Consider the following 19,781-nt stretch of genomic DNA (forward strand, 5'->3'; position numbering starts at 1 on the left):
GGCTCAGACTCCGGTGGTGGCGTGGTGGCGGGTGAGGGCGTCGGTGACGTCGCGCAGGGTGCGCATGTCGGCGAGGTCGTGCTCGGTGAAGTGGGCGAGGTCGACGCCGGTCTCCTCGCAGACCTCGGTGAGGAAGAGGACCTTGTTGAGGGAGGTCAGGCCGTAGGCGGCGACCATGTCGGCGTCGGGGTCGATGGCGTCCGGCTCGACCTCGGGGATCAGTACGAGGGAGAGCTGGTCGCGGGCGGCCGCTTCGATGTGGGACGCGGTGTCAGGCATGGATTCCGGCCTCCTGGGTGTGCAGCGGGGAGTGGTAGGCGGCCCGGATGTCGGGGCGCTTGGGCTTGTACTGGGAGGTGAGCAGGCCGTTGCCGATGCTGAACGGCGGGTCGGCGACCAGGACCCGGCTGATCCGCTCGTCGGGGGTGGTCGCGGCGTTGGTGGCGGCGAGCCGGGCGGCGATGGCGTCGGCGTCGGCGGGCTGCGCGGCCGGGGAGACCACGGCGACGAGTTCGGTCTGGGTGGGGCTGAAGAGGACGCATTCGGCGATGGCGGGGTCGGCGCGCATCAGTTCCTCGATGGGCCGGACGATGACCTTCTTGCCGTTGTCGAGGACGATGACGTCGTCGGCGCGGCCGTGGACGAAGAGGAAGCCGTCGTCGTCGAGGTGGCCGAGGTCGCCGGTGCGGACGGTCCCGTCGGGCGAGAAGACCTTCTCGGAGTCGCCGGGGCGGGCGTAGGCGTAGTGGTTGTTGACGGGGTGGGTGCTGCGGACGCTGATGACCCCGTCCTCGCCGATGACCACCTCCTTGCCGCGGACCGCCTTGCCGACGCTGCCCTCGCGGTGGGCGCCGGGGTGGTTCTTGGTGACGATGCACGTCTCGTTGAGCCCGTAGCCCTCGAAGATCGGCAGCCCGGCGTCGGTGAAGAAGCGCAGGACGGCGGGCGAGGCGGGGGCGGAGCCGGTCCACAGGTAGCGGATCCGGTCGCCGAACAGGGCCCGGGCCACGTCGGGCAGGGTGCGGCCGGCGGAGCGGCGCAGCCGGCCCTCGATGGTGCGGCGGGCGCTCTCGTAGAAGGCGGGGACGCCCATGACGACGGTGGGGCGGACCCGGCGCAGGGTCGCGAAGGCGGCCTCGTAGGTGGTGATGGTGAGGTCGTGGCCGTGCAGCAGCGCGGAGTACACCCAGTAGCGCTGCTGGAGGAGGGAGAGGGGCAGGAAGACGAAGAGGTGGTCGTCCGGGGTGTGTTCGAAGATCTCCTGGACGGCGGTCAGCGAGCTGTCGACGCTGCCGGCGGTGGCGCCGAGACCCTTGGGGACGCCGGTGCTGCCGGAGGTGAACTTGACGGTGGTGACGTCGGTGGCGCCCCAGCGGACGGGCGGGAGCGGAGTGTCGGGGTCCTGGCCGGGGTCCGTGAGCCGCCAGAGGCCGTCGGTGGTCAGGGTGTCGGGTACGTCGGTGGGCCGGTCGGTGCAGAGCAGGTGCAGGCCGTAGCGGTCCATGAGGGCGGTGGAGGGGGTGAACTTCTCCGGTTCCAGGCCCGCGGTCTGGGCGCCGAGGCGCAGCGCGGCGAGGTCGAGGAGCACCCATTCCAGGCTGTTGGCGGCGAGGATGCCGATGCGGTCGCCGGGTCCGATGCCGTAGTGGCTTCGCAGGTGGTGGGCGAGCCGGCCGGAGCGGTCGTACAGCTCGCGCAGGGTGGCGGTACGGGTCCCGTCGAGCCGGGCGACGGAGATGTTCCCGCCCGCCGTGGGCGGCCCGTCGACGATCCGCCGGATCGTCTCGGGGGTGGGGCCGGCTCCCGGCCCGCCGGGCGGTACGGGACCGCCGCCCCGCCCGGCCCCGGGGCCGGGCACCGGCGCCGGGGCGGTGTGCGCGGCCGTCATCGGCTTCCTCCCGGCATGAGGGCGGCGGCCATCGCGCGGACCGTCTCCAGCTCCGCGAACTGGTCGAGGGTCAGGGTGACGCCGAAGCGTTTGCGGGCGGCGGTGAGGATGCGGGCCGCCGCGATGGAGTCGCCGCCGAGGGCGGCGAGGGTGTCCAGCGCGCCGACGTCGGGGCGGCGCAGGACGGTGGACCAGATGTCGCAGAGGATCTTCTCGGCCTGGGTGGCGGGGGCGCTGCCGCCGGTGGCCGCGGCCTCCCCCGCGCCGGGTCCGGCCTCGGACAGGGCGGCCAGCCGGGTACGGTCCACCTTGCCGTTGCGGGTCAGCGGCAGTTCGTCGTGCCACAGGACGGCCGCGGGCAGCATGTAGTCGGGCAGGTCGGAGCGCAGGGCCTGGCGCAGGTCGTTCAGGTGCGGGCGGTGGCTCCCGCTCGGCACGAGGTGGGCGATCAGCCGGTTGCCCTGGGCGGCGACGACGGCGCGCGCGACCTCGGCGAGGGCCGCGAGGCGGGTCTCGACCTCCCCGGCCTCGATCCGGTAGCCGTTGATCTTGATCTGGAAGTCGCTGCGGCCGAGGATCTGGATGTTCCCGTCGGGCAGGTACCGGCCCAGGTCCCCGGTGCGGTAGAGGCGTTCGCCGCGCACCGGGTCCGCGTAGAAGCGCTCGGCGGTCCGCTCCGCGTCCCGCCAGTAGCCGCGGGCCAGGCCCGTGCCGGCGGCGACGATCTCGCCGGTGACCCAGTCGGGGGCGTCGAGGCCGTCCCGGTCCAGGACGTACGCCCGGTTGTTGGCGTTGGGGCGGCCGTACGGGATGGACTCGCTGCCGTCCTCGTCCTCCCCGACCGGGTGCAGGATGTTCCAGATGGTGGTCTCGGTGGGGCCGCCGAGGGAGACCACCTCCAGGCCGGGCAGCAGGGCGCGCAGCTGGGCGGGCAGCGCGGGCGGGAGCCGGTCGCCGCTCATCATGACCAGGCGCAGCGCGGGCGGTGCGGCGCCGTCGGCGCGGGCCTGGCCGTGCAGCAGGCCGACGATGGCGGGGACGGAGTTCCACACGCTCACGTCGTGCAGCCGGCACAGGTCGAGCCAGTGCGCGGGGTCGACGGCCTTGTCCCGGTCGGGCATGACGAGGGCCGCGCCGGCCGCGAGGGCGCCGAAGACGTCCCAGACGGAGAGGTCGAAGTTGAAGGCGCTGATGGCCATGAACCGGTCCTCGGGGGTGATCCCGAAGCGCTCCTGGCAGTCGGCGACGACGTTGGCGACGTTGCGGTGGGTGACCATGACGCCCTTGGGGGCGCCGGTGGTGCCGGAGGTGTAGAGGACGTACGCGAGGTCGTCCGGGTGGGATCCGGGCAGCCGGTCGGGGACCTCGGCGCGGCCGGAGCAGGGCTGGGTGAGGTCGAGGACGGCGAGGGCGCCGGTGGCGGGCCGGCCGGTGTTGGTCAGGACGCAGCGGACCTCGCCGTCGGCCAGCATGTAGTCCTGGCGGGCGGCGGGCAGCGCGGCGTCCACGGGCAGGTACGCGGCTCCGGCGAGCACCGTGGCGAGGATGCCGACGATCTGCTCGGGGCCGCGCCGCATGACGAGGCCGACGAGTTCGCCGCGGCCGACGCCGTGGGCGCGCAGCCAGGTGGCGGCGGTGGCGGCCCGGTGCAGGAGCTCCCCGTAGCTCATGGTGCGGTCGGAGGTCAGCACGGCGGGCGCGGCGGGGGTGCGGGCGGCCTGGGCGACGATGGCGTCGCCGAGCATCTCCGCGGGCCGCTCCACGGCGGTGTCGTTGGCCTCGCGGCGCCGTTCGCGCTGGGCCGGCGGGAGCAGGTCGAAGCTGTGGAGGCGCCAGGCGCTCTCGTCGAGGAGCGTGCGGAGCAGGGTCTCGTAGCCGTGGGCGAGGTCGTCGAGCAGTCCCGCGCAGAAGAGTTCGTCGATGCCGTCGAGCTGGACGACGAGCGCGCCGTGCTGCTCCATCGCGAAGGCGTTGAGCCACACCTGCGGGGTCTGGCTGACGGAGAAGACCTCCTTGCCGAAGAGTTCCAGGGCCGATCCGTCGACCTCGCTGCTGACGTGCCCGATGGCGCTGTTGAAGGTGAACGGCATCCGCGCGCCGGCCACCCCGCCGCGCCGGCGGGCCAGTTCCTTCAGCACCTCGATGCCGGAGAAGTGCCGGTGGTCGATGTCGGTGTGCAGGCGGGTCTGGAGGGCCTTGGCGCGTTCCGCGAACGGCAGCGAGCGGTCGATCTCCGCCTCGACCAGGAGGGTGTCGGAGAACTGGCCGATGGCCTCGAAGACGCGGGGGTGCACGGGCGGCCGGTGGGCGACGGTGGTGGTGAGGGTGAACCGGTCCCCGGCGCCCCAGGTGGCGAGGGTCTCCGCGTACGCGGCGAGCAGCAGCGCGGAGGGGGTCAGCCCGGCGGCGGTCGCCCGGTCCTTGAGCGCGCTCCACTCCGCGCGGCCGAGGCCGGCCCGGCGCTGGGTGAAGCGGGTGCCGGTCAGGGCGGCGGGGCTGGTGCGCAGCGGCAGGTCGGGGTGGGGGGCGAGGCCGTCGCAGCGGTCGGTCCAGTACTGGCGGGAGCGGCGGGCGGGGGCCCGGTCGCGGGCGGCTTCCAGGGCGGCGACGTAGTCCTCGTAGGGGAGTTCCTCGTGGACCTCGGCGGCGGGGTTCTGGTAGGCGTGCCACCAGGCGCGGAAGAACAGGAACATGCTGATCCCGTCCATCACGAGCCCGTCGTGGCCGACGTGCAGCACCATCGAGTCGTCGCCGAGGATGGTGGCGTCGACGGTGAGCAGGGGGGCCTGGTCGGCGGGGAGGACCTGGTGGGAGCGCATCTCGCGCAGTTCGGCGCGGATCAGCTCCTGCTGGCGGGGGTTGTGGCCGCGCAGGTCGAGGACGCCGATGCGCGGGGCGTGGTCGCCGTACTCGGTGGCCTGGCGTTCGTCGGACAGGAAGCGGGAGCGCAGGGCGCTGTGCGCGGCCACGACGGTGTCGAGGGAGGTCTGGAGCCGGTCGAGGTCCCAGTCGCCCTCGATCTCGTGGAAGACGTGGCTGGCGACGTCGCCGATCTCGAAGATGCCGCTGCGGCCGAGGTAGTAGCTGCGCTGGAGCGGGGTGAGGGGGAAGCCGGGGCCGCGTTCGGCCTCGCGGGCGAGGTGGGCGACGAGGCCGGGCTTGGCGGCCTTGAGGCGGGCGATGAACTCGGGGTCCATCCGCTCGCGGTTGCCCTGGAGGCGCAGGTCGCCGTCGGTGAGGGTGACGGAGAGGCCGCGCTCGGCTATCTCGCGCAGCATGCGGCGGGTGTTCATCGGGCCTCCCCCGAGGTCAGGGCGGCGACGGCGGCGGGCTCGGCGCGCTCGGCGAGGACGGCGGCGAGCTCGGCGAGGGTGCCGCCGTGCAGGAGTTCGTCCATGGACAGGTCGACGTCGAGGGCGTCGAGGATCTGGTACTGGACGGTGACGGCCTGGAGGGAGCCGGCCGCGAGCTGGGTGAGGGTGCGGTGGGCGAGCCGTTCGTCGTCGCCGAGGCGCAGGGCGGTGCGGACGACGCCGGTGAGCCAGGGCGTCAGCTCCGGTTCGGCGGCCGGCGCGGGCGCGGCGGGCTGGAAGAAGACGGCGTCGGCGAGGGCGACGGCGCTGCCGGGGGCGAGGAGTTCGACGGTACGGGGCCACGTGCCCGGGGTGTCCGCGCCGAGGGCGGCGGCGAGCCGGGCGGCGAAGCGGGGCATGACGGGGGCGGCGGCGTGCGCGAGGAGGCGGGCCGCGGCCAGTTCGAGGGCGACGGCGGTGCGGTTCTCGCTCTCCCAGCCGGGGGCGTCGGTGAGCAGGCCTTCGGCGCGGGAGAAGCGGACGGTGTCGCGGACGATGCCGTCGAGTTCGGCGGCGGCCTGGTTCAGGGAGAAGGAGTCGTTCTGCAGGGCTCCGGTGACGGCGGCCAGGCGGGTGCCGAGGCGGGCGAGGAAGGCGGAGTGCTCGGCGGTCCAGTTCCCGGCGTCGGGGGCCTGGCCGCCGTGGTACTTGGCGACGCGGGCGCCGAGGTCGGTCAGCCACTGCTGCCAGGTGCCGATGAGGGTGTCGGTGAGGGTGGCCTCGTAGGCGGCGCGCCGGAAGTCGGTGCGGGTGCCCTCGGGGCGGGTGGCGGCGAGGAAGTAGCGGACGGCGTCGACGGTGTCGGGGGTCAGGATCTCCTTGCCCCAGATGGCGTGCCGCCGGCTGGTGGAGAACTTCTCGCCCTCCAGCAGGTAGAACTCGTTGACGTGGTAGTCGATGTCGGGGGTCCAGCCGGGGAAGGCGAGCTGGTAGAGGACCGGGTAGAGCACCGCGTGGTAGAAGCTGTTGTCGTAGCCGAAGAAGTGGACGATCTTCCAGTCGGCGGCCGGGTCGGCGGCCTTCCAGGGCTTGCCGAGGCGGGCGCCGAGGGACTCGATGCCGTGCAGGAACCCGTAACTCATCTCGGGCCACACCCAGATGACCTGTCCCTCGGTGCCCTCCTCGCGGGGCTCGACGCCCCAGCCGGAGGGATGGGTCAGCGGGATGTTCAGGTCGGGGCGGCTAAAGAGCCGGTCGGCGAGTTCGCGCAGCCGGGCGGGGACGCGGCCCAGGCGGTGGTGGCCCCGGACGTCCCCGGCGTAGGCGTGCAGGGGCAGGGTCCAGCGGGCGGCCGGGGCGGTCGTCGGCGGGGCCTCGGAGAGGGCGGAGCGGGGGGCGGTGAGGTCGGCGACGGTGTTGGGCTCCCCGCACTCCTCGCAGATGTTGCCGGAGGTGGTGGCGCCGCAGCCGGGGCAGCCGCCCTTGACGTCGGCCTCGTAGAGGTAGTGGCCGGTGGTGGCGTCGTAGAGGGCGTCGGTCTCGGTGACGGCGATCTCGCCGGAGGCGACGACCTTGCCGAAGAAGTCCCGCAGGCCCTCGCGGTAGCCGGGGTCCTGGTCGGTGACTGTGTACTGGTCGAGCGGTATGTCCATCAGCCGCAGGGTCTCGGCGATCTCGGCGCTGTAGTGGGCGGCCGTCTCGGCGGGGGTGCGGCCGTCCTTGGCGGCGGCGCCCAGGACGTAGCTCTGGTAGTCGTCGCTGCCGGTGAGGTGGTAGGCCTCGGCGCCGGTCATGCGCTGGTAGCGGGTGAAGACGTCCGCGCCGAGGTAGGGGCCGGACAGGTGGCCCAGGTGCAGGTCGCCGTTGGGGGTGGGCGGGGTGGAGAAGACGAAGACGGGGCGCTCGCCGAAGCCCTTGCGGACGGGGCTGGCGGCGGAGGTGGCGGCGCGCTCGGCGTCGCGCCAGTACTGGGTGAAGAAGACGAGGTCGGCGCCGTCCCCGGCGGTGTTCTCCGGGCTGGTGTTTTCAAGAACGTGGGACTCGAAGGGCTCGAAGAGCACGACGGTGCCGGGGGCGGCCGGGTGGCGGACGCCGTCGATGACGAACTCGCCCCGGCCGGAGACGATGACGAACAGCTCGGTCTCGTCGTGCCGGTGGCTGTCGGTGGCACGGCCGGGCGCGACGCGCCCCCAGCCGGCGCCGGTGCCCAGCCCCTCGACGCCGCTCATGTCGATGCCGAACGCCTGCTCCAGGACGTCGGCGTCATAACTCGCGATGATCATGTCGTGGCCTTTCGCGGGGACGGGAGGGAGGGGATCAGATCGGCGGCGCGGGCGGCGAGCGCCGGGGCCAGCCGGTAGCCGGAGCCGCCGGCGGCGCCCGCGAACACGAGCCGGCCGAAGGGGTCCAGCGGGGTGACGAGGGGGGTGTGGTCCGGCCCGTACGCGTCGCAGAAGACCCGGCCGGAGCGGCAGTGGGCGGCCAGGGCGGGGGCGTAGCGGGTGAGCAGGGCGCGGGCCTCGCGCAGGTGGCCGGCGGTGAGGGCGGGCTCGACGGTGGCGGGGTCGACGTCCCACTCCTGGCAGGTGTAGCTGAACAGCCAGTGCCCGCGGTGGTGGAAGGGCAGCAGGAAGGCGTCCTCCTCGTGCAGGACGACGGCCCGGTCCCCGGGGGCGGGCGGCCGCTCCACGTGCAGGGCGACGATCTTCTTGACCCGGGCCCCGAGCGGGGCGACCAGCTCCCGCCAGGCGGGTTCGGCGAGCCAGGGTCCGGGGGCGATCACCACGTGGCCGGCGTTCAGGGTGGCACCGCCGGTCAGGGTCAGCCGGGCGCCGCCGGGTCCGGCGGCGACGGAGGTGACGGCGACGCCCTCGCGGAAGGAGACCCGCTCGCGCAGGCCGGCGGCGAGGAGCTGGGTGAGGGCATGGACGTCGGCGTACTGGCAGCCGTCGCCCTCCCAGGCCCCGTGGCCCTTGGGCAACCGCGGTAAACAGGGCGGGAGTTCGCCGGTCCAGCGGAGCTTCGCCTCGGGCAGGTAGACCTCGCGCAGCCGTTCCTCGGCGGACTCGGGGGCCAGGACGGTCATGCCGAGCGGGTGGATGGGCAGCTCGGGGCGGGCCGTGGCGAGGTCGGCGTAGAAGCGCTCGCTCTCGGCGGCCAGGGTGCGGACGGTGTCGTTGGCGCCGCGCGGGAAGTGCAGCCCGGCGGAGCGGCGGGTGGCCCCGGAGCCGATCATGTCCCGGTCGAGGACGGTGACGGTGGCGCCGGGGTCGCGGGCGAGGACCTCGCGGGCGATGAGGACGCCGAGGATCCCGGCGCCGACGACGGCCACGTCGGTGCGCGCCCCGGCGGGCCCGCCCGCGGCGGGCGCGGTGGTGCGGTAACCGGCGGGGGCGGCGGGGTCACAAGCGGCGGCGGGACCCGGGACGGCGGGGCCGGGGAGGGCCGCGTCGTCGCGGTCGGCGGGCCGCGGGGGCTCGGTGGCGGGCATCAGGCGCTCCACCGTTCGTCCTGCGGCGCCTTCGTGGACCACTCGATGAAGGACGCCAGCTGCTCGTCGCCGCGTACGCCGCACAGCCGGTCGGCGATGCGCCGGCTGCGCCAGGCGTTGAGGCTGAGGTTGGGGTCGGCGAGGCCGCGCTGCCCGCGCACCCCGTTCTGGACGAAGATCCGGCGGTCGGCGGGGCCGTCCCAGCGGACGGCGTAGTCCTCGTCGACGCGCAGTTCCTCGCCCTCGTGCTCCAGCCGGCCGGTCAGCGGCGCGAGGAAGTCCATGGCGGCGGGCCGGTAACCGGTGGCCCAGACGACGACGTCGGCCTCGAAGCGTTCCACGGACTCCGGCTCGCCGGTGTGGCGGGCGCAGACCTCCCAGCCGCCGAAGGGCCCGGCGCTGACGTCGAAGACCTCGCGGCCCGGGTGCAGGGCCACCAGGTCCTCGTTGCCCTCGACGAACCGGTGGACGTAGATGGTCTGGTAGATCTCGCGCAGCGTGGACTCGGAGATGCCGTCGCTGGTCAGGACGTTGCGGGAGTTCAGCGACTGGCGGCGCTCGCGCGACAGTCCGTAGAAGTAGTCGGCGTGGCTGGGCATGTAGTAGTCGTTTGTGAAGGGCGAGTCGTCGATCGGGAAGTAGTTCTGCCGCCGCGAGATCCACGAGACGCGCCGGGGCAGCTCCCAGCCGCCCCGGGTGATCAGGTCGAGGAAGGCCTCGGCGCCGGACTGGCCGCCGCCGATGACCACGACCCGCTTGCCGCCGACGTCGCGGGCGGCGTTCAGGTAGTCGGCGACGTGGAACTGGGTGGGGCCGAGCTGTCCTTCGCCCTGCGGCGGCACCCAGGGGCGGCTGCCGACGCCGACGACGACGTTCTCGGCGGTCAGCGCGCGCTGGTCGGTGCGGACGGTGAACACGCCGAGGCCGTCGTCGAAGCCGACCTCGCGGACGCCCTCGCCGAAGACGATGTTCTCGTTGCGGCGGCTGGCCCAGGCCAGGTAGTTGCGGAACTCCAGCCTCGGCACGTCGTCGAACTGGGCGTTGAGGAAGTGGTAGACCCGCCCCTTGGCGTGCAGGTAGGAGAGGAACGAGAAGGGGCTGGCCGGGTCGGCGAGGCTGACCAGGTCCTTGAACTGGGAGACCTGGAGGGTGGTGCCCGGGAGCTGCTGGCCGTCGTGCCAGCTGAAGGACTCCTTGCGGTCCAGGAAGAGATTGGGTACGTCCGGCCGGCTGTGCAGCAGGGAGGCCAGGCTGAGGTTGGCCGGGCCCACGCCGACGCCCAGGCAGCGGAAGTGTGTGATGCCGGGCCGGAAGCTCTCGTGCCCCATGGTCGGAACCTCTCGTTCGATACGGGAAGGGAAAGGGAGGGGAGGGGAGGGGGATCGCTAGGCCGCGGCCGGACGCGTGCGTACGGCGACCAGGCCGAACAGGGTGGCGAGCAGGGAGCAGGCACCGACCAGCGGCCAGACGAGCGAGCCGAACTGGAGGAAGAGCCAGGTGCCGGCCATCGGCCCGAGGGCGGAGCCCAGGCCGAAGACGAACTGGAAGCTGCCGATGTAGCGCGAGCGCAGCGCCTCGGGCCCGGCGCCCGCCGGGTAGGCGAAGACGGCGGGCCCGCCGAGGATTTCGCCGAGCGACCAGATCAGGGTGCCGATGATCACGGCGGCGGGCCCGATCGGCAGTCCGTAGCAGGCGACGCCGGCGCCGACGAGGGCGAAGCCCAGGCCGATGGTGATCTTCAGGGGCCAGCGCTGGGACATCTTGGTGACCAGCAGCTCGAAGGCGATGACGATGAAGCCGTTGAGCGCGACCGCGAAGGTGTACCAGAAGAGCGCGATGTGGGCGTCCTTCAGGGACAGCGGGAGGGTGGACAGGTACTGCATGTAGACGGCGGAGTGGAAGAAGGCGGCGACGAGGTAGAGCAGGTAGCGCCGGTCGCGCAGGACGGCGCCGTACCCGCCGCCGGCGGCCGGCCCGCTGGCCGCGCGGGCGGCGCCCCGGGTACGGGCCCTGGCGGGCAGGGTGGCCCGGGCGATCAGCGCGTAGGCCAGGGCGAGGACGGCCTCGCCCCAGAACAGCAGGGTGTACGTCTGGCCGCCCGCGTTGTACAGGGCGTAGCCCAGCAGCGGGGCGGCGGTCGCGCCGACGTTGAGGCCGAAGCGGTACATCGCGAAGATCATGATCTGCCGGTCGCCGTCGGTCTGGTCGGCGAGCAGGGTGGCCGAGGCGGGGCGGAAGAGCTGGGCGCCGAGGCTGACGAGGGCGACGGCGCCGAGCAGCAGCCAGAAGGAGGGCAGGTAGAGGAGGGCGGCGGTGAGCACGGCCGTGCTGCTCATGGAGAGCACGGTGGCGCTACGGATGCCGATCCGGTCGGCGAGGGTGCCGCCGGCCAGGGAGCCGGCGACGGCCCCGGCGCCGTAGACGCCCAGCGCGATGACGGTGCGGCCCTTGGAGTAGCCCTCGGAGGTGAGGAAGAGGACGAGGAAGACGTGCAGGAAGCCGCTGAGCCGGTTGACGAGCACCCCGGCCAGTACGGTCTTCACCGCGCGCGGGGCCTCCTTGAAGGTCACCCACACCCCGGGGGCGGACGCGGCCGGGGCTTCGGGGGCGGGGGCGGTTTCGGCGGGGCGGACGTCAGTGCTCACCGTCGGCCGCCTCGGGTTCGGTGACGACGGTGACGGCGGCCCGGACGGCCCGCTCCACCTCGTCGAGCGCCTCGGGGGTCGGGGCGTCGATGAGGAAGGTCACCGCCCGGTCGTCGGAGCTGGCGAGCGGGCGCAGCCGGGCCCCGGCCTCCTGGAGGACGAGCAGCGCGCGCAGCGCGGCCGGGTCCGCGGCCGCGCCGGGCCGCCACTCGGGCCACATCCCGGCCTCGCCCACCCACAGCGGGCGGACGCCGGGCCAGTCGAGGGTGACGTCGGCGAGGACGCCGGGGGTGTGGTCGAGGTAGACCTGGCGGGTGAAGCGGCGCGGGGCCGGGTAGGCGGCGCTCTCCCCGAGGGCGATCTTGATGATCTCGGGTTCCATCGGGCGGCCGGTGGCCAGGTGGTAGAGGGCGAGCAGGCCGTCGCCGGGGGTGCGGGCGGCGACCTCCATCAGGCAGGGCCGGCCCTCGGCGCCGACGCGCCATTCGGCGTGGGCGACGCCGTCGCGGAAGCCGAGGGCGCCCAGCATCCGGCGGTTGGCGTCGAGCAGGGCCGCGTCCGCGTCGCCGGGGGCGCTCGGGACGGAGTGGGCCAGCTCCACGAACGTGCGGGCGCCGGACTCGGTGGTCTCCTTGCGGGTGACGGAGGTGAAGAGGAGCTCGCCGTGCTGGACGAGGGACTCGACCGAGTACTCCTGGCCGATGGCCTTCTCCTCGATCAGCACGGTCTCGTGCTCGGGGTACTGCCCCAGCAGCACGCGCATCGCGGCGGCGTCCTCGACGGCGACGACACCGGAACTGGAGTGCCGGGTGGCGGGTTTGGCGACGACCGGGTAGGCCGGCGCGGTCAGGTCGGCCTCCTCGCGCCCGCCGGGCGGCACCACCAGGCAGGCGGGGCCGAAGGCGTCGAGGTACCAGCGCTGGAGGTACTTGCTGCGGCACACCCGGGTGGCGCGCAGGCCGGGGCCGGGCAGGCCGAGGGCGTCGCAGAGCAGGCCCGTCTGCTCGACCAGGGTCTCGCCGACCGCGTACGCGCCGCGCACCGCGTAACGGCCGCTCCAGGCGCGGGCCCGGGCGGCGAAGCCGGGGGTGAAGGAGCCGTCGAGGTCGAGGGAGCCGTCCACGTACGCGATCTCGTCGATCAGCGAGGCCGGGTGCTCGGGGTCCTTGCGGGCGCTCTCGGCGGCCTCGCGGTGGCTCTCGGGGGTGATCAGGAGGATCTTCAGGCCGCGGGCGGCGAGTTCCTCCAGGTAGCGGGGGTTGCGGCAGACGACCCGGAAGGCGCCGGTGAGGACGAAGGCCTCCGGGAGCGGGCCGGTGGTGCCGGCGGGGCGGGCCGGGGGCGCGGTCGGGAGGCTCATGCCGGGACTCCTGAGGGGGTGGAGGAGGTTTCTTCGCGGGTGCCGCCCAGGCCGTGGGCGGCGAGGAAGGAGAGCCAGCGGGTGGTCTCGCGGGGCGTTCCGGCGGCGCGGACGAGTCCGGCGGGCAGGGCGCCGGCCAGGATGCGGGTCACGCCGTAGGCGACGGGCAGGGAGACGCAGCGGGCCATCGCGGACTCGTCGGCGTCGCCGGTGAGGTCCAGCAGGTGGGAGCCGCGCCAGCGGGTCCCGGCGGCGGTGCGCAGTTCCAGGGCGACCGACAGCACGACGCGGTCGCGGTCGGCGGGGGTGGTGGGGTGGCGGGCGGCGAGGGCGGCGGCCAGGGCGCGGACGGCCTCCGGGTCGCCGGCGGCGACGGTGTCGAAGACCTCCTTCCAGGCGGTGCGCCAGCCCGCGTTGCGCAGGGTGCCGCGGACGAAGGTGGCGAGCTGCCACTGGTCGGGGATGCCGTACTGGGCGACGAAGGGGAGGCTGTCGCGGTTGGGGTAGGCCTCGAACTCCTCGCCCGCCAGGGTCAGCGGCCGGGTGGCCTCCCAGGGGCGGGCGGCGGTGCGCTCGGCCCCGGCGTCGATGTGCCGGGCCGGGGAGCCGAGCGCGGCGAGGACCCCGTACGGGGCCCAGCTGAAGCGGTAGCGGAAGGAGTTGGGGACGGCCGGGACGCCGCCGCAGTAGGAGGTGAACTCGGCGGTCGCCGGGGCGGAGCCGATGGCCTCGCGGCCCCGGGCGACCAGGTCGTGGGCCATCAGGTGGTCGATGCCGGGGTCGAGTCCGGCTTCGGTGAGGACGACCGTACGGGTCCTCGTGGCGGCCTCGGCGGCCAGTGCGGTCAGTTCCGGGGAGACGTAGCTGGTGCAGGCGAAGTGGGCGCCGCGGTCGGTCGCCAGCCGCAGCAGCGGGGCGTGTTCGGCGGCCGGGAGCATGGAGACGAGGACGTCGCCGGGGCCCACCGCGGCCGCCAGGGCGGCCGGGGTGAGGGCGGCGGTCTCCGCGCGGCCCGCCAGGCCGTGGGCGGCCAGGCGGGCGGCGGCGCGCTCGGCGGTGCGGTCCCACAGGACCACCCGGCGGGCGCGCTCGCACAGGAGGGAGAGGCCGGACCGGCCGGTGGACAGGCCGGTGCCTATCCAGTGGACGGTGCCGGACGCCGGGGCCGCGCCGGGCGCGGAGGGGTCAGCGGACAAGGGGGGCCTCCAGGGCTTCGACTGCCGTCCGGTAGGTGGTCAGGGCGCGGTCCCAGACGCCGTCCCCCTCGGCCAGCCGCGCCAGGTGCGGGGCGAGTTCGGCGGAGAAGACGGTGCTGGCCTCGACGGGGAGGAGGGAGGGGAGGTTGTCGATGGCGATGAGGTCGAGGCGGGGCGCCTCGGCGCGCAGGGTGCGGACGGGTTCCGCCCAGGTGGTGGTCTCGTCGTAGACGGGCAGGACGTTGCAGTCGGAGGTGACGTCGCAGGTGACGTCGGAGAGCAGGCCGAGGCGCCGGGCCGGGTCGTCGAGGTCGGCCTTGGTCAGGAAGGGCGCCACGGGGGTGGTGGTCAGGACGGTGTTGACCATGAGGTCGTGGGCGAGCAGGGCGGCCCGGTCCAGGGAGCGGGTCTCGGCGAGGTCCCAGCGGACCGGGGTGATCCCGGCCCGCTCCAGGGCGTCGCAGGCGCCGCGGCCGCTGCGCCCGAGGGCGCCGACGACCAGGGCGGTGGTCGGGTCATCGGGGGCGCCGCCCGAGGCGAGGAGGGCGTCGAGGGCGGCGCGGTCGGTGGGGCGCAGCGGGGTGGTGAGGGCGCCGCGGTGGTGCAGGACGGCGAGGGCGGCGCCGACGTATCCGGCCCAGTAGCCGAACGCGGCGACGCGGCGGCCGGCTGCGTCGGTGAGGTACTCCAGGTCGAGGAGGGCGCCGCCGCCCGCGCTGAAGCGGGCGAGGAGTTCGGCGGCGCCGGCCTGGCCCTTGTAGGCGTGGGCGAAGTAGATGTGGCGGTGGCGCAGGGCGGGGGCGCCGGGTCCGCCGGGGAGTTCCTTGAGGCCGAGGACGTAGGCGTCGTCGGGGGCCTGCGCGTGCCAGGAGGCGGTGGGGGCGGTGGCGCAGCCGGCGGCGGCGTACGCGGTGAGGGGGAAGGCGCGCTGGTCCGACTCCTCGACGGTGATCCGTACACCGGCCTCGACGAGGCGGGCGGCGTCTTCGGGGGTGAGGGGGGCGCGCCGCTCGGTGGGGCGGGCCTCGTGGCGCATCCAGAGATGAGTGCTGTCCGACATGGTGCGGTTTGTCCCGTCTGAAGGCATAGGGGTGGTCAACCCCCGGCCTGTGCGCGGTTGCGGGGGCGGTGTCCTGGAGGTGCCTGCGCGCTAGAGGTGCGGGATCCGGGCGTTCGCCAGAGGGCGGTAGGCGGGGGTCGCGGTGGTGGCCAAGCCTGCCGTGCGCACCTCGGTGACCACGGCGGTCGCCAGGGCCACCGCGAGCTCCTCCCCCGGGCAGCGGTGGGCCGCCGCGCCGAAGGTGAAGACCACGGGATTCACCCGGCCGGGGAGGAGGGTGTGGGGGTCGGGGTTGACGGCGGGGTCCCGGTTGGCGGCGGCGAGCACCACCAGGACCTGCTGCCCCGGCTCCACGGTGGAGCCGGCGTGGGTGAAGGCCCCGGCCGCGAAGCGGCGGGTGTTCTGGATGGGGGCGTCGTGCCGGACCACCTCGCGGACGAGGGCGCCGGTGTCGGGGGCCGGGCCGCCCCGGGCGAGGGCGACCAGGGTGTTGCCGATGAGGCCGGCGGTGGCGTCGTAGGTCTGGGAGAGGAAGCCGATGGCGTTGGAGAGCAGCGGCCCGGACTCCACCCACCCGTCCCGGTCGGCGGCCCGCACCAGCTCGGCGAGCAGCCCCCGGGCCGGCCCGGCTCCGGGTCCGGCGCCGGAGGCCGCCCCGGCGTCGGACACGGCCGCCGAGGCCGCGTCGAGGCCGGGGCCCAGCAGGGCGCGCAGCCGCTCGGCGGCCACCGCCGCCGCCGCGTGGTCGGCCGGGGTCGCGGTCGGCGGGATGCAGCGGACGAAGTCGGCGATCGCGCGCGCCGCCTCCCGCTCGGCGCCGCCCGCCAGCCCGGCCAGCACCGCGACCACCCGGGCCGGGACCCCGAACATCAGCTCCTCGTACGGGGCTTCACCGCCCGCGGCGAGCGCCTCCCGGGTGAAGCGGGCCGCCAGCGCGGCCGCGTACCCGGTGTCGGCGCGGGCCAGGGCCCCGGCGACGACCCCCTTCAGCCGGGCGGCCGCCGCCCCGTCCGTCATCCGTACCAGCTGTCCGAACACCTCCCCGGCCGCCGTGCCCGCGATCCCGGCCGGAACCGGCCGCTCCACCGGCCGTACCCGCAGCACACCGCTGCCGAGCACCGCGCGCACCGCGGCCGCGTCCGCGGCCACCCACGCCCCGAGCGCCTCGTCGAAGGCGAAGGGGCGCTCGGCCACCAGGCGCGCGTAGAAGGGGTAGGGATCGGCGAGGCGGACGGCCTCGACGGGGCTGACGGTGGTGGTGCTCACGGACATCTCCTTGCCGGACGGGCGGTGCGGGCACAGCGGGTGAAGGTCGGTCAGGCGGCGCTCACGCGGGCCGCCCTGCGCATGTCGAGGGAGCCCGCGATGGCCATCCTGAGCACCTCCGAGGTGCCCTCGTAGATGCGCAGGGACCGGATCTGCCGGTACAGCCGCTCGGTGACGGAACCCTGCACGATGCCCGCGGCTCCGAGCAGCTGCACGGCGGAGTCGACCACCGCCTGGGCGGCCTCGGTGGCGTGCACCTTGGCGATGTTGGAGTGCCGGGCGAACCGGCGGCTGCCCCGGTCGGTCTCCCAGGCGGCCCGCGCCACCAGCAGCGCCGCCGCGTTCAGCTGCACCTCCATGTCGGCGAGGGAGGCCTTGACCAGCTGGAGGTCGAACAGCGTGGCCCCGTACGCCTCCCGTCCGAGGACGTGGGCGAGCGCGGTGTCGAAGGCCCGCCGGGCGAAGCCGAGCGCGGCCGCGCCGACCGTCGTACGGAAGCGCTCCAGCAGGTCGACGGCGACCACGAACCCCTTGCCCGGCCGGCCCAGCAGCGCGTCCGCGGGCAGCCGGCACTCCTCGAAGGACAGGTGCGCGAAGGAACGCGGGGCGATCGCGTCGACCCGCTCGACCCGCAGGCCGGGCGTGTCCCTCGGCACCAGGAAGGCCGACAGGCCCAGCGGGCCGGGGCCCTGGCCGGTGCGGGCGATGACCACGAACACGTCGGCGATGGTCCCGTTGGCGATCCAGGCCTTGCGCCCGTCGAGGACGTACGAGCCGTCCGCCGGGTCGCGGACAGCCGCCAGCCCCACCGAGGCCACATCGGAGCCGGCCTCCTTCTCGGAGACCGCGAAGGCCCCGATCAGGGTTCCGGCGGCCATCCCGGGCAGGTAGCGGCGGCGCTGCGCCTCGCTGCCGAAGCGCAGCAGCGGGGTCGCGGCCAGCGCCTGGATGGAGAAGGCGAAGTCGGCGAGGTCCTCGGCGTACGCGAGGGCCTCGCGGCGCAGGCACACGGCCCGGAAGTCCGCCACCGGGGCCCCGCTCGGGTCCAGTTCGGCGAGCCAGCCCGCCGCGCCGAGGGCGCGGACGAGGCGGCGTCCGGCGGTGTCCGGGTCGAGGGTGCGGATCTCCTCCCACAGCACCCGGTTGCTGTCGCACCAGGCTCCGGCCGACTCGGCGAGCCGGCGGTGGGAGTCCTCGTAGAAGGGCAGGGCGATGACCTCGGGGTCGAAGCTCGTCGTCAGTTCCATCGTCCGGCTCCTCAGATGACCAGGTCGGCGGGGGCGTCGACCGGTTCGGCGGCGGCCTCGGCGGCCTCGGTGACGGCTCCGGCGGCGGCCGCCTCGGCGCGGACCCGCTTCACCAGGCCGTGCTCCACGAAGTAGGCGAAGGAGGCGTAGCCGCGCCAGATCCGGCGCCACTCGCGCTGGACGGCCTCCTCGCCCGAGCCGCGCCGCACGTCGTCCAGGTAGGCCACGACGATGTCGGCCGACTGGCGGGCGTGCCCGGCCGAGAAGTTGTCGATGGACAGGTGGGCCTCTTCGTAGGAGACGTCCAGGCCGTGTCGGCGCAGTTTCTGGATCTCGTGCAGCCGCATCGCGCCGAGGCCGAACATCTCGATGCCCAGGTTGTAGCCGAGGATCTCGTTGTAGAGGCTGTCGGGGAACAGCGACAGGCAGACCTGGTGGATGGAGAAGCCGTACAGGTGGTCCGGCAGGTCGCCCTGGTGCAGGAACGCCTCCTGCCGGATGTGCGGCAGGTCCATGTCCATGCTGGCCAGCACCTTGTGGATGATCGTGATGTGGTTCTTGGCCATGTCGCCGCGGCCCATCTCGTCCGCGTAGATGGAGAAGAGCAGGTCGTCGCTGCGCCGGCCGCGGCGGCCGAGGTTGGCGACGCGGTGGGCCCAGGTGCCGTCGATGAGGCTGCCGAGCGCGTACGTGGACTGCTCGAAGACCACCTCGTCGCGGGAGGGGATCTCGGTGAGCGGCTCGTACGGGTCCACCAGCTTGTCCCAGTAGATCCGCTCGACCCGCTCCAGCAGCGCCTCGGGCGTGTACGGGAACCAGCTCGCGTCGGTCAGGGCGCCGCCCGCGCCGTGCTCGAAGAGCAGTTCGGCGTCGGCGAGCCCGGCCTCGGCGCGGGCCCGGGCCAGCGGCAGCACGTTCGGGTGGCGCTCGAAGGTGACCAGGCGGTGGAAGAAGCGGCGGTGGTCGGCGGGGCCCTCGGGCTCGCGCACCAGCATCCCGGCGGGCTCCACGGTGGCCAGCCGGCCGCTCCAGGCGCGGGCCGGCTCGTCGCCCGCGGTGCTCGCCACCAGGTCGGCTCCGGCGGGCTCGCCGGCGGCGACGGCCCGCGCCCAGTCGGCGAGTACGGCCGCCTCCCGCTCGTCGAAGATGCCGAACATCGGGCCGCCGAACTTGATGGACTTCAGGAAGCGGCAGGGGCCGCCGTCGCGGGCGGGCCGGATCTGGCGGGCGGTGCGGAACTCCCGTACGAAGGCGGCCGCGTCGAGCCGGTCGTCGTCCAGCCAGTCGGTGAGCTTGCGGGCGCCCAGGCGCACCGCGCGGTGCTGGCGGCCCGCGTGCGGGGCGTGCCGCTCCACGATCCGGGCGACCTTGGCGTCGAGCGACAGGCCGTCGTACCAGGCGGCGAGCTCGGCGAGGGCGGCGGTGTGCTCGCGCTCCAGGCGTACGAGGAGCCGTACGGCGGCCAGCGCGCGGCGGCGGTCCTCGGCCCCGGTCGGGGACTGCTCGGTGAAGGCCAGGTAGTCGGCGAGCAGGGGGCGTACGTCGCTCTCGGCGAGCATCGGTTCGATGCCGAGCAGCAGGTCGTCCAGGCCCAGGGCGTGGGCGGCGTAGTGGACGCCGACGACCTCGGGGAGGAAGGAGGCCGGCAGCCGGGACAGGGCCAGGTGGAAGGCGCCGTGCAGGGCGGTCAGCGGGCGGGCGGCGGTGTCGTCGAGGAAGGCGGCGGCCTCCACCCCGGGCAGGAACACCCCGGCGCCGGTCAGGGCCCGGCGGCGGCGGCCGAGCATCCCGGCCTCGGCGGTGCCCTCGCCCTGGAGGAGCCAGTGCTGGCCGAAGAGCCGGCCGACGATCTCGGCGGGCTGGGTGGCGGCCTGCGAGAGGGTGTCGAGCCAGCAGCCGCCGGTCAGCGCGAGGGGGGCGCGCTGGCGCAGCACGGCGGTGCGCACCTCGGGGTCGGGGTGGCCGCGCAAGGGGGCGAGCACGGCGGCGAGTTCGGCGCGGGCGGCCAGCACCTGCGCGGCGACGGCGTCGGCGTCGGCGGGCTCGGCGGGTCCGGGCTCGTCGGGCTCGGGGGCGAGGAAGGCGGCCAGGACCCGGCGGGCGGCGACCAGGACGCCCTCGCTCTCCTGGTCGGCGAGCAGCCGCCGGAACAGCCCGGCGGGCGGCAGCGCGGCGATCCGCGCGCCCTCGGCGGCGCCGGCCGGGGAGGCCTCGAAGGGGCTGGCGGGCAGCGAGGTGGTCAGGTCGGGCAGGGCGTGGGTGGGGGCGTAGAAGCCGCGCGCCATGTCGAGGGAGGTTTCCTCGCCGGTGGCGCCGGGGGTGGGGTACGCGCTCAT

General features: G+C 74.7%; 13 protein-coding genes. All 13 read right to left on the reverse strand.

Features of this window, described 5'->3' with window-relative positions; genetic code table 11:
• Window positions 1–3: 3 nt before the first annotated feature.
• A complete protein-coding gene (locus tag ACZ6ZT_RS30590) occupies window positions 4–279 on the reverse strand; it encodes an acyl carrier protein (RefSeq protein ID WP_469723390.1) in 276 nt (91 codons plus the stop codon).
• The gene (locus tag ACZ6ZT_RS30595) at window positions 272–1,888 is read right to left on the reverse strand and encodes an AMP-binding protein (protein ID WP_469723391.1); all 1,617 of its coding nucleotides are present in this window, start codon (window positions 1,886–1,888) and stop codon (window positions 272–274) included. Before ACZ6ZT_RS30595 ends, ACZ6ZT_RS30590 begins: the two co-directional genes overlap by 8 nt.
• On the reverse strand, window positions 1,885–5,181 hold the full coding sequence (locus tag ACZ6ZT_RS30600; RefSeq protein ID WP_469723392.1) for a non-ribosomal peptide synthetase: 3,297 nt from the start codon (window positions 5,179–5,181) through the stop codon (window positions 1,885–1,887). Before ACZ6ZT_RS30600 ends, ACZ6ZT_RS30595 begins: the two co-directional genes overlap by 4 nt.
• Window positions 5,178–7,463 carry a class I tRNA ligase family protein gene (locus tag ACZ6ZT_RS30605; protein WP_469723393.1) on the reverse strand — a complete coding sequence of 762 codons (2,286 nt, stop codon included), beginning with the start codon at window positions 7,461–7,463 and terminating at the stop codon, window positions 5,178–5,180. The genes ACZ6ZT_RS30600 and ACZ6ZT_RS30605 overlap by 4 nt, the downstream gene beginning before the upstream one ends.
• Window positions 7,460–8,671, reverse strand: a complete 1,212-nt coding sequence (locus ACZ6ZT_RS30610; protein WP_469723394.1) for an NAD(P)/FAD-dependent oxidoreductase — start codon at window positions 8,669–8,671, stop codon at window positions 7,460–7,462. The genes ACZ6ZT_RS30605 and ACZ6ZT_RS30610 overlap by 4 nt, the downstream gene beginning before the upstream one ends.
• Window positions 8,671–9,999, reverse strand: coding sequence for a lysine N(6)-hydroxylase/L-ornithine N(5)-oxygenase family protein (locus tag ACZ6ZT_RS30615; protein ID WP_469723395.1), 1,329 nt, complete (start codon window positions 9,997–9,999; stop codon window positions 8,671–8,673). Before ACZ6ZT_RS30615 ends, ACZ6ZT_RS30610 begins: the two co-directional genes overlap by 1 nt.
• Window positions 10,000–10,056: 57 nt before the next feature.
• Window positions 10,057–11,316 carry an MFS transporter gene (locus tag ACZ6ZT_RS30620; RefSeq protein ID WP_469723397.1) on the reverse strand — a complete coding sequence of 420 codons (1,260 nt, stop codon included), beginning with the start codon at window positions 11,314–11,316 and terminating at the stop codon, window positions 10,057–10,059.
• Window positions 11,306–12,676: an ATP-grasp domain-containing protein gene (locus tag ACZ6ZT_RS30625; RefSeq protein ID WP_469723399.1), complete on the reverse strand. Its 1,371-nt coding sequence runs from the start codon at window positions 12,674–12,676 to the stop codon at window positions 11,306–11,308. Before ACZ6ZT_RS30625 ends, ACZ6ZT_RS30620 begins: the two co-directional genes overlap by 11 nt.
• On the reverse strand, window positions 12,673–13,872 hold the full coding sequence (locus ACZ6ZT_RS30630; RefSeq protein ID WP_469723400.1) for a saccharopine dehydrogenase C-terminal domain-containing protein: 1,200 nt from the start codon (window positions 13,870–13,872) through the stop codon (window positions 12,673–12,675). The genes ACZ6ZT_RS30625 and ACZ6ZT_RS30630 overlap by 4 nt, the downstream gene beginning before the upstream one ends.
• Entirely contained in the window at window positions 13,862–14,932 is a 1,071-nt protein-coding gene (locus tag ACZ6ZT_RS30635; protein WP_469723401.1) for a saccharopine dehydrogenase, read from the reverse strand. The genes ACZ6ZT_RS30630 and ACZ6ZT_RS30635 overlap by 11 nt, the downstream gene beginning before the upstream one ends.
• A 90-nt stretch (window positions 14,933–15,022) precedes the next feature.
• Window positions 15,023–16,198, reverse strand: a complete 1,176-nt coding sequence (locus tag ACZ6ZT_RS30640; RefSeq protein ID WP_469723402.1) for a hypothetical protein — start codon at window positions 16,196–16,198, stop codon at window positions 15,023–15,025.
• A gap of 50 nt (window positions 16,199–16,248) precedes the next feature.
• The gene (locus ACZ6ZT_RS30645) at window positions 16,249–17,445 is read right to left on the reverse strand and encodes an acyl-CoA dehydrogenase family protein (protein WP_469723403.1); all 1,197 of its coding nucleotides are present in this window, start codon (window positions 17,443–17,445) and stop codon (window positions 16,249–16,251) included.
• A gap of 11 nt (window positions 17,446–17,456) precedes the next feature.
• Window positions 17,457–19,781, reverse strand: coding sequence for an iron-containing redox enzyme family protein (locus ACZ6ZT_RS30650; RefSeq protein ID WP_469723404.1), 2,325 nt, complete (start codon window positions 19,779–19,781; stop codon window positions 17,457–17,459).

The sequence above is a fragment of the Streptomyces sp. NPDC102258 genome (genome assembly GCF_055584685.1).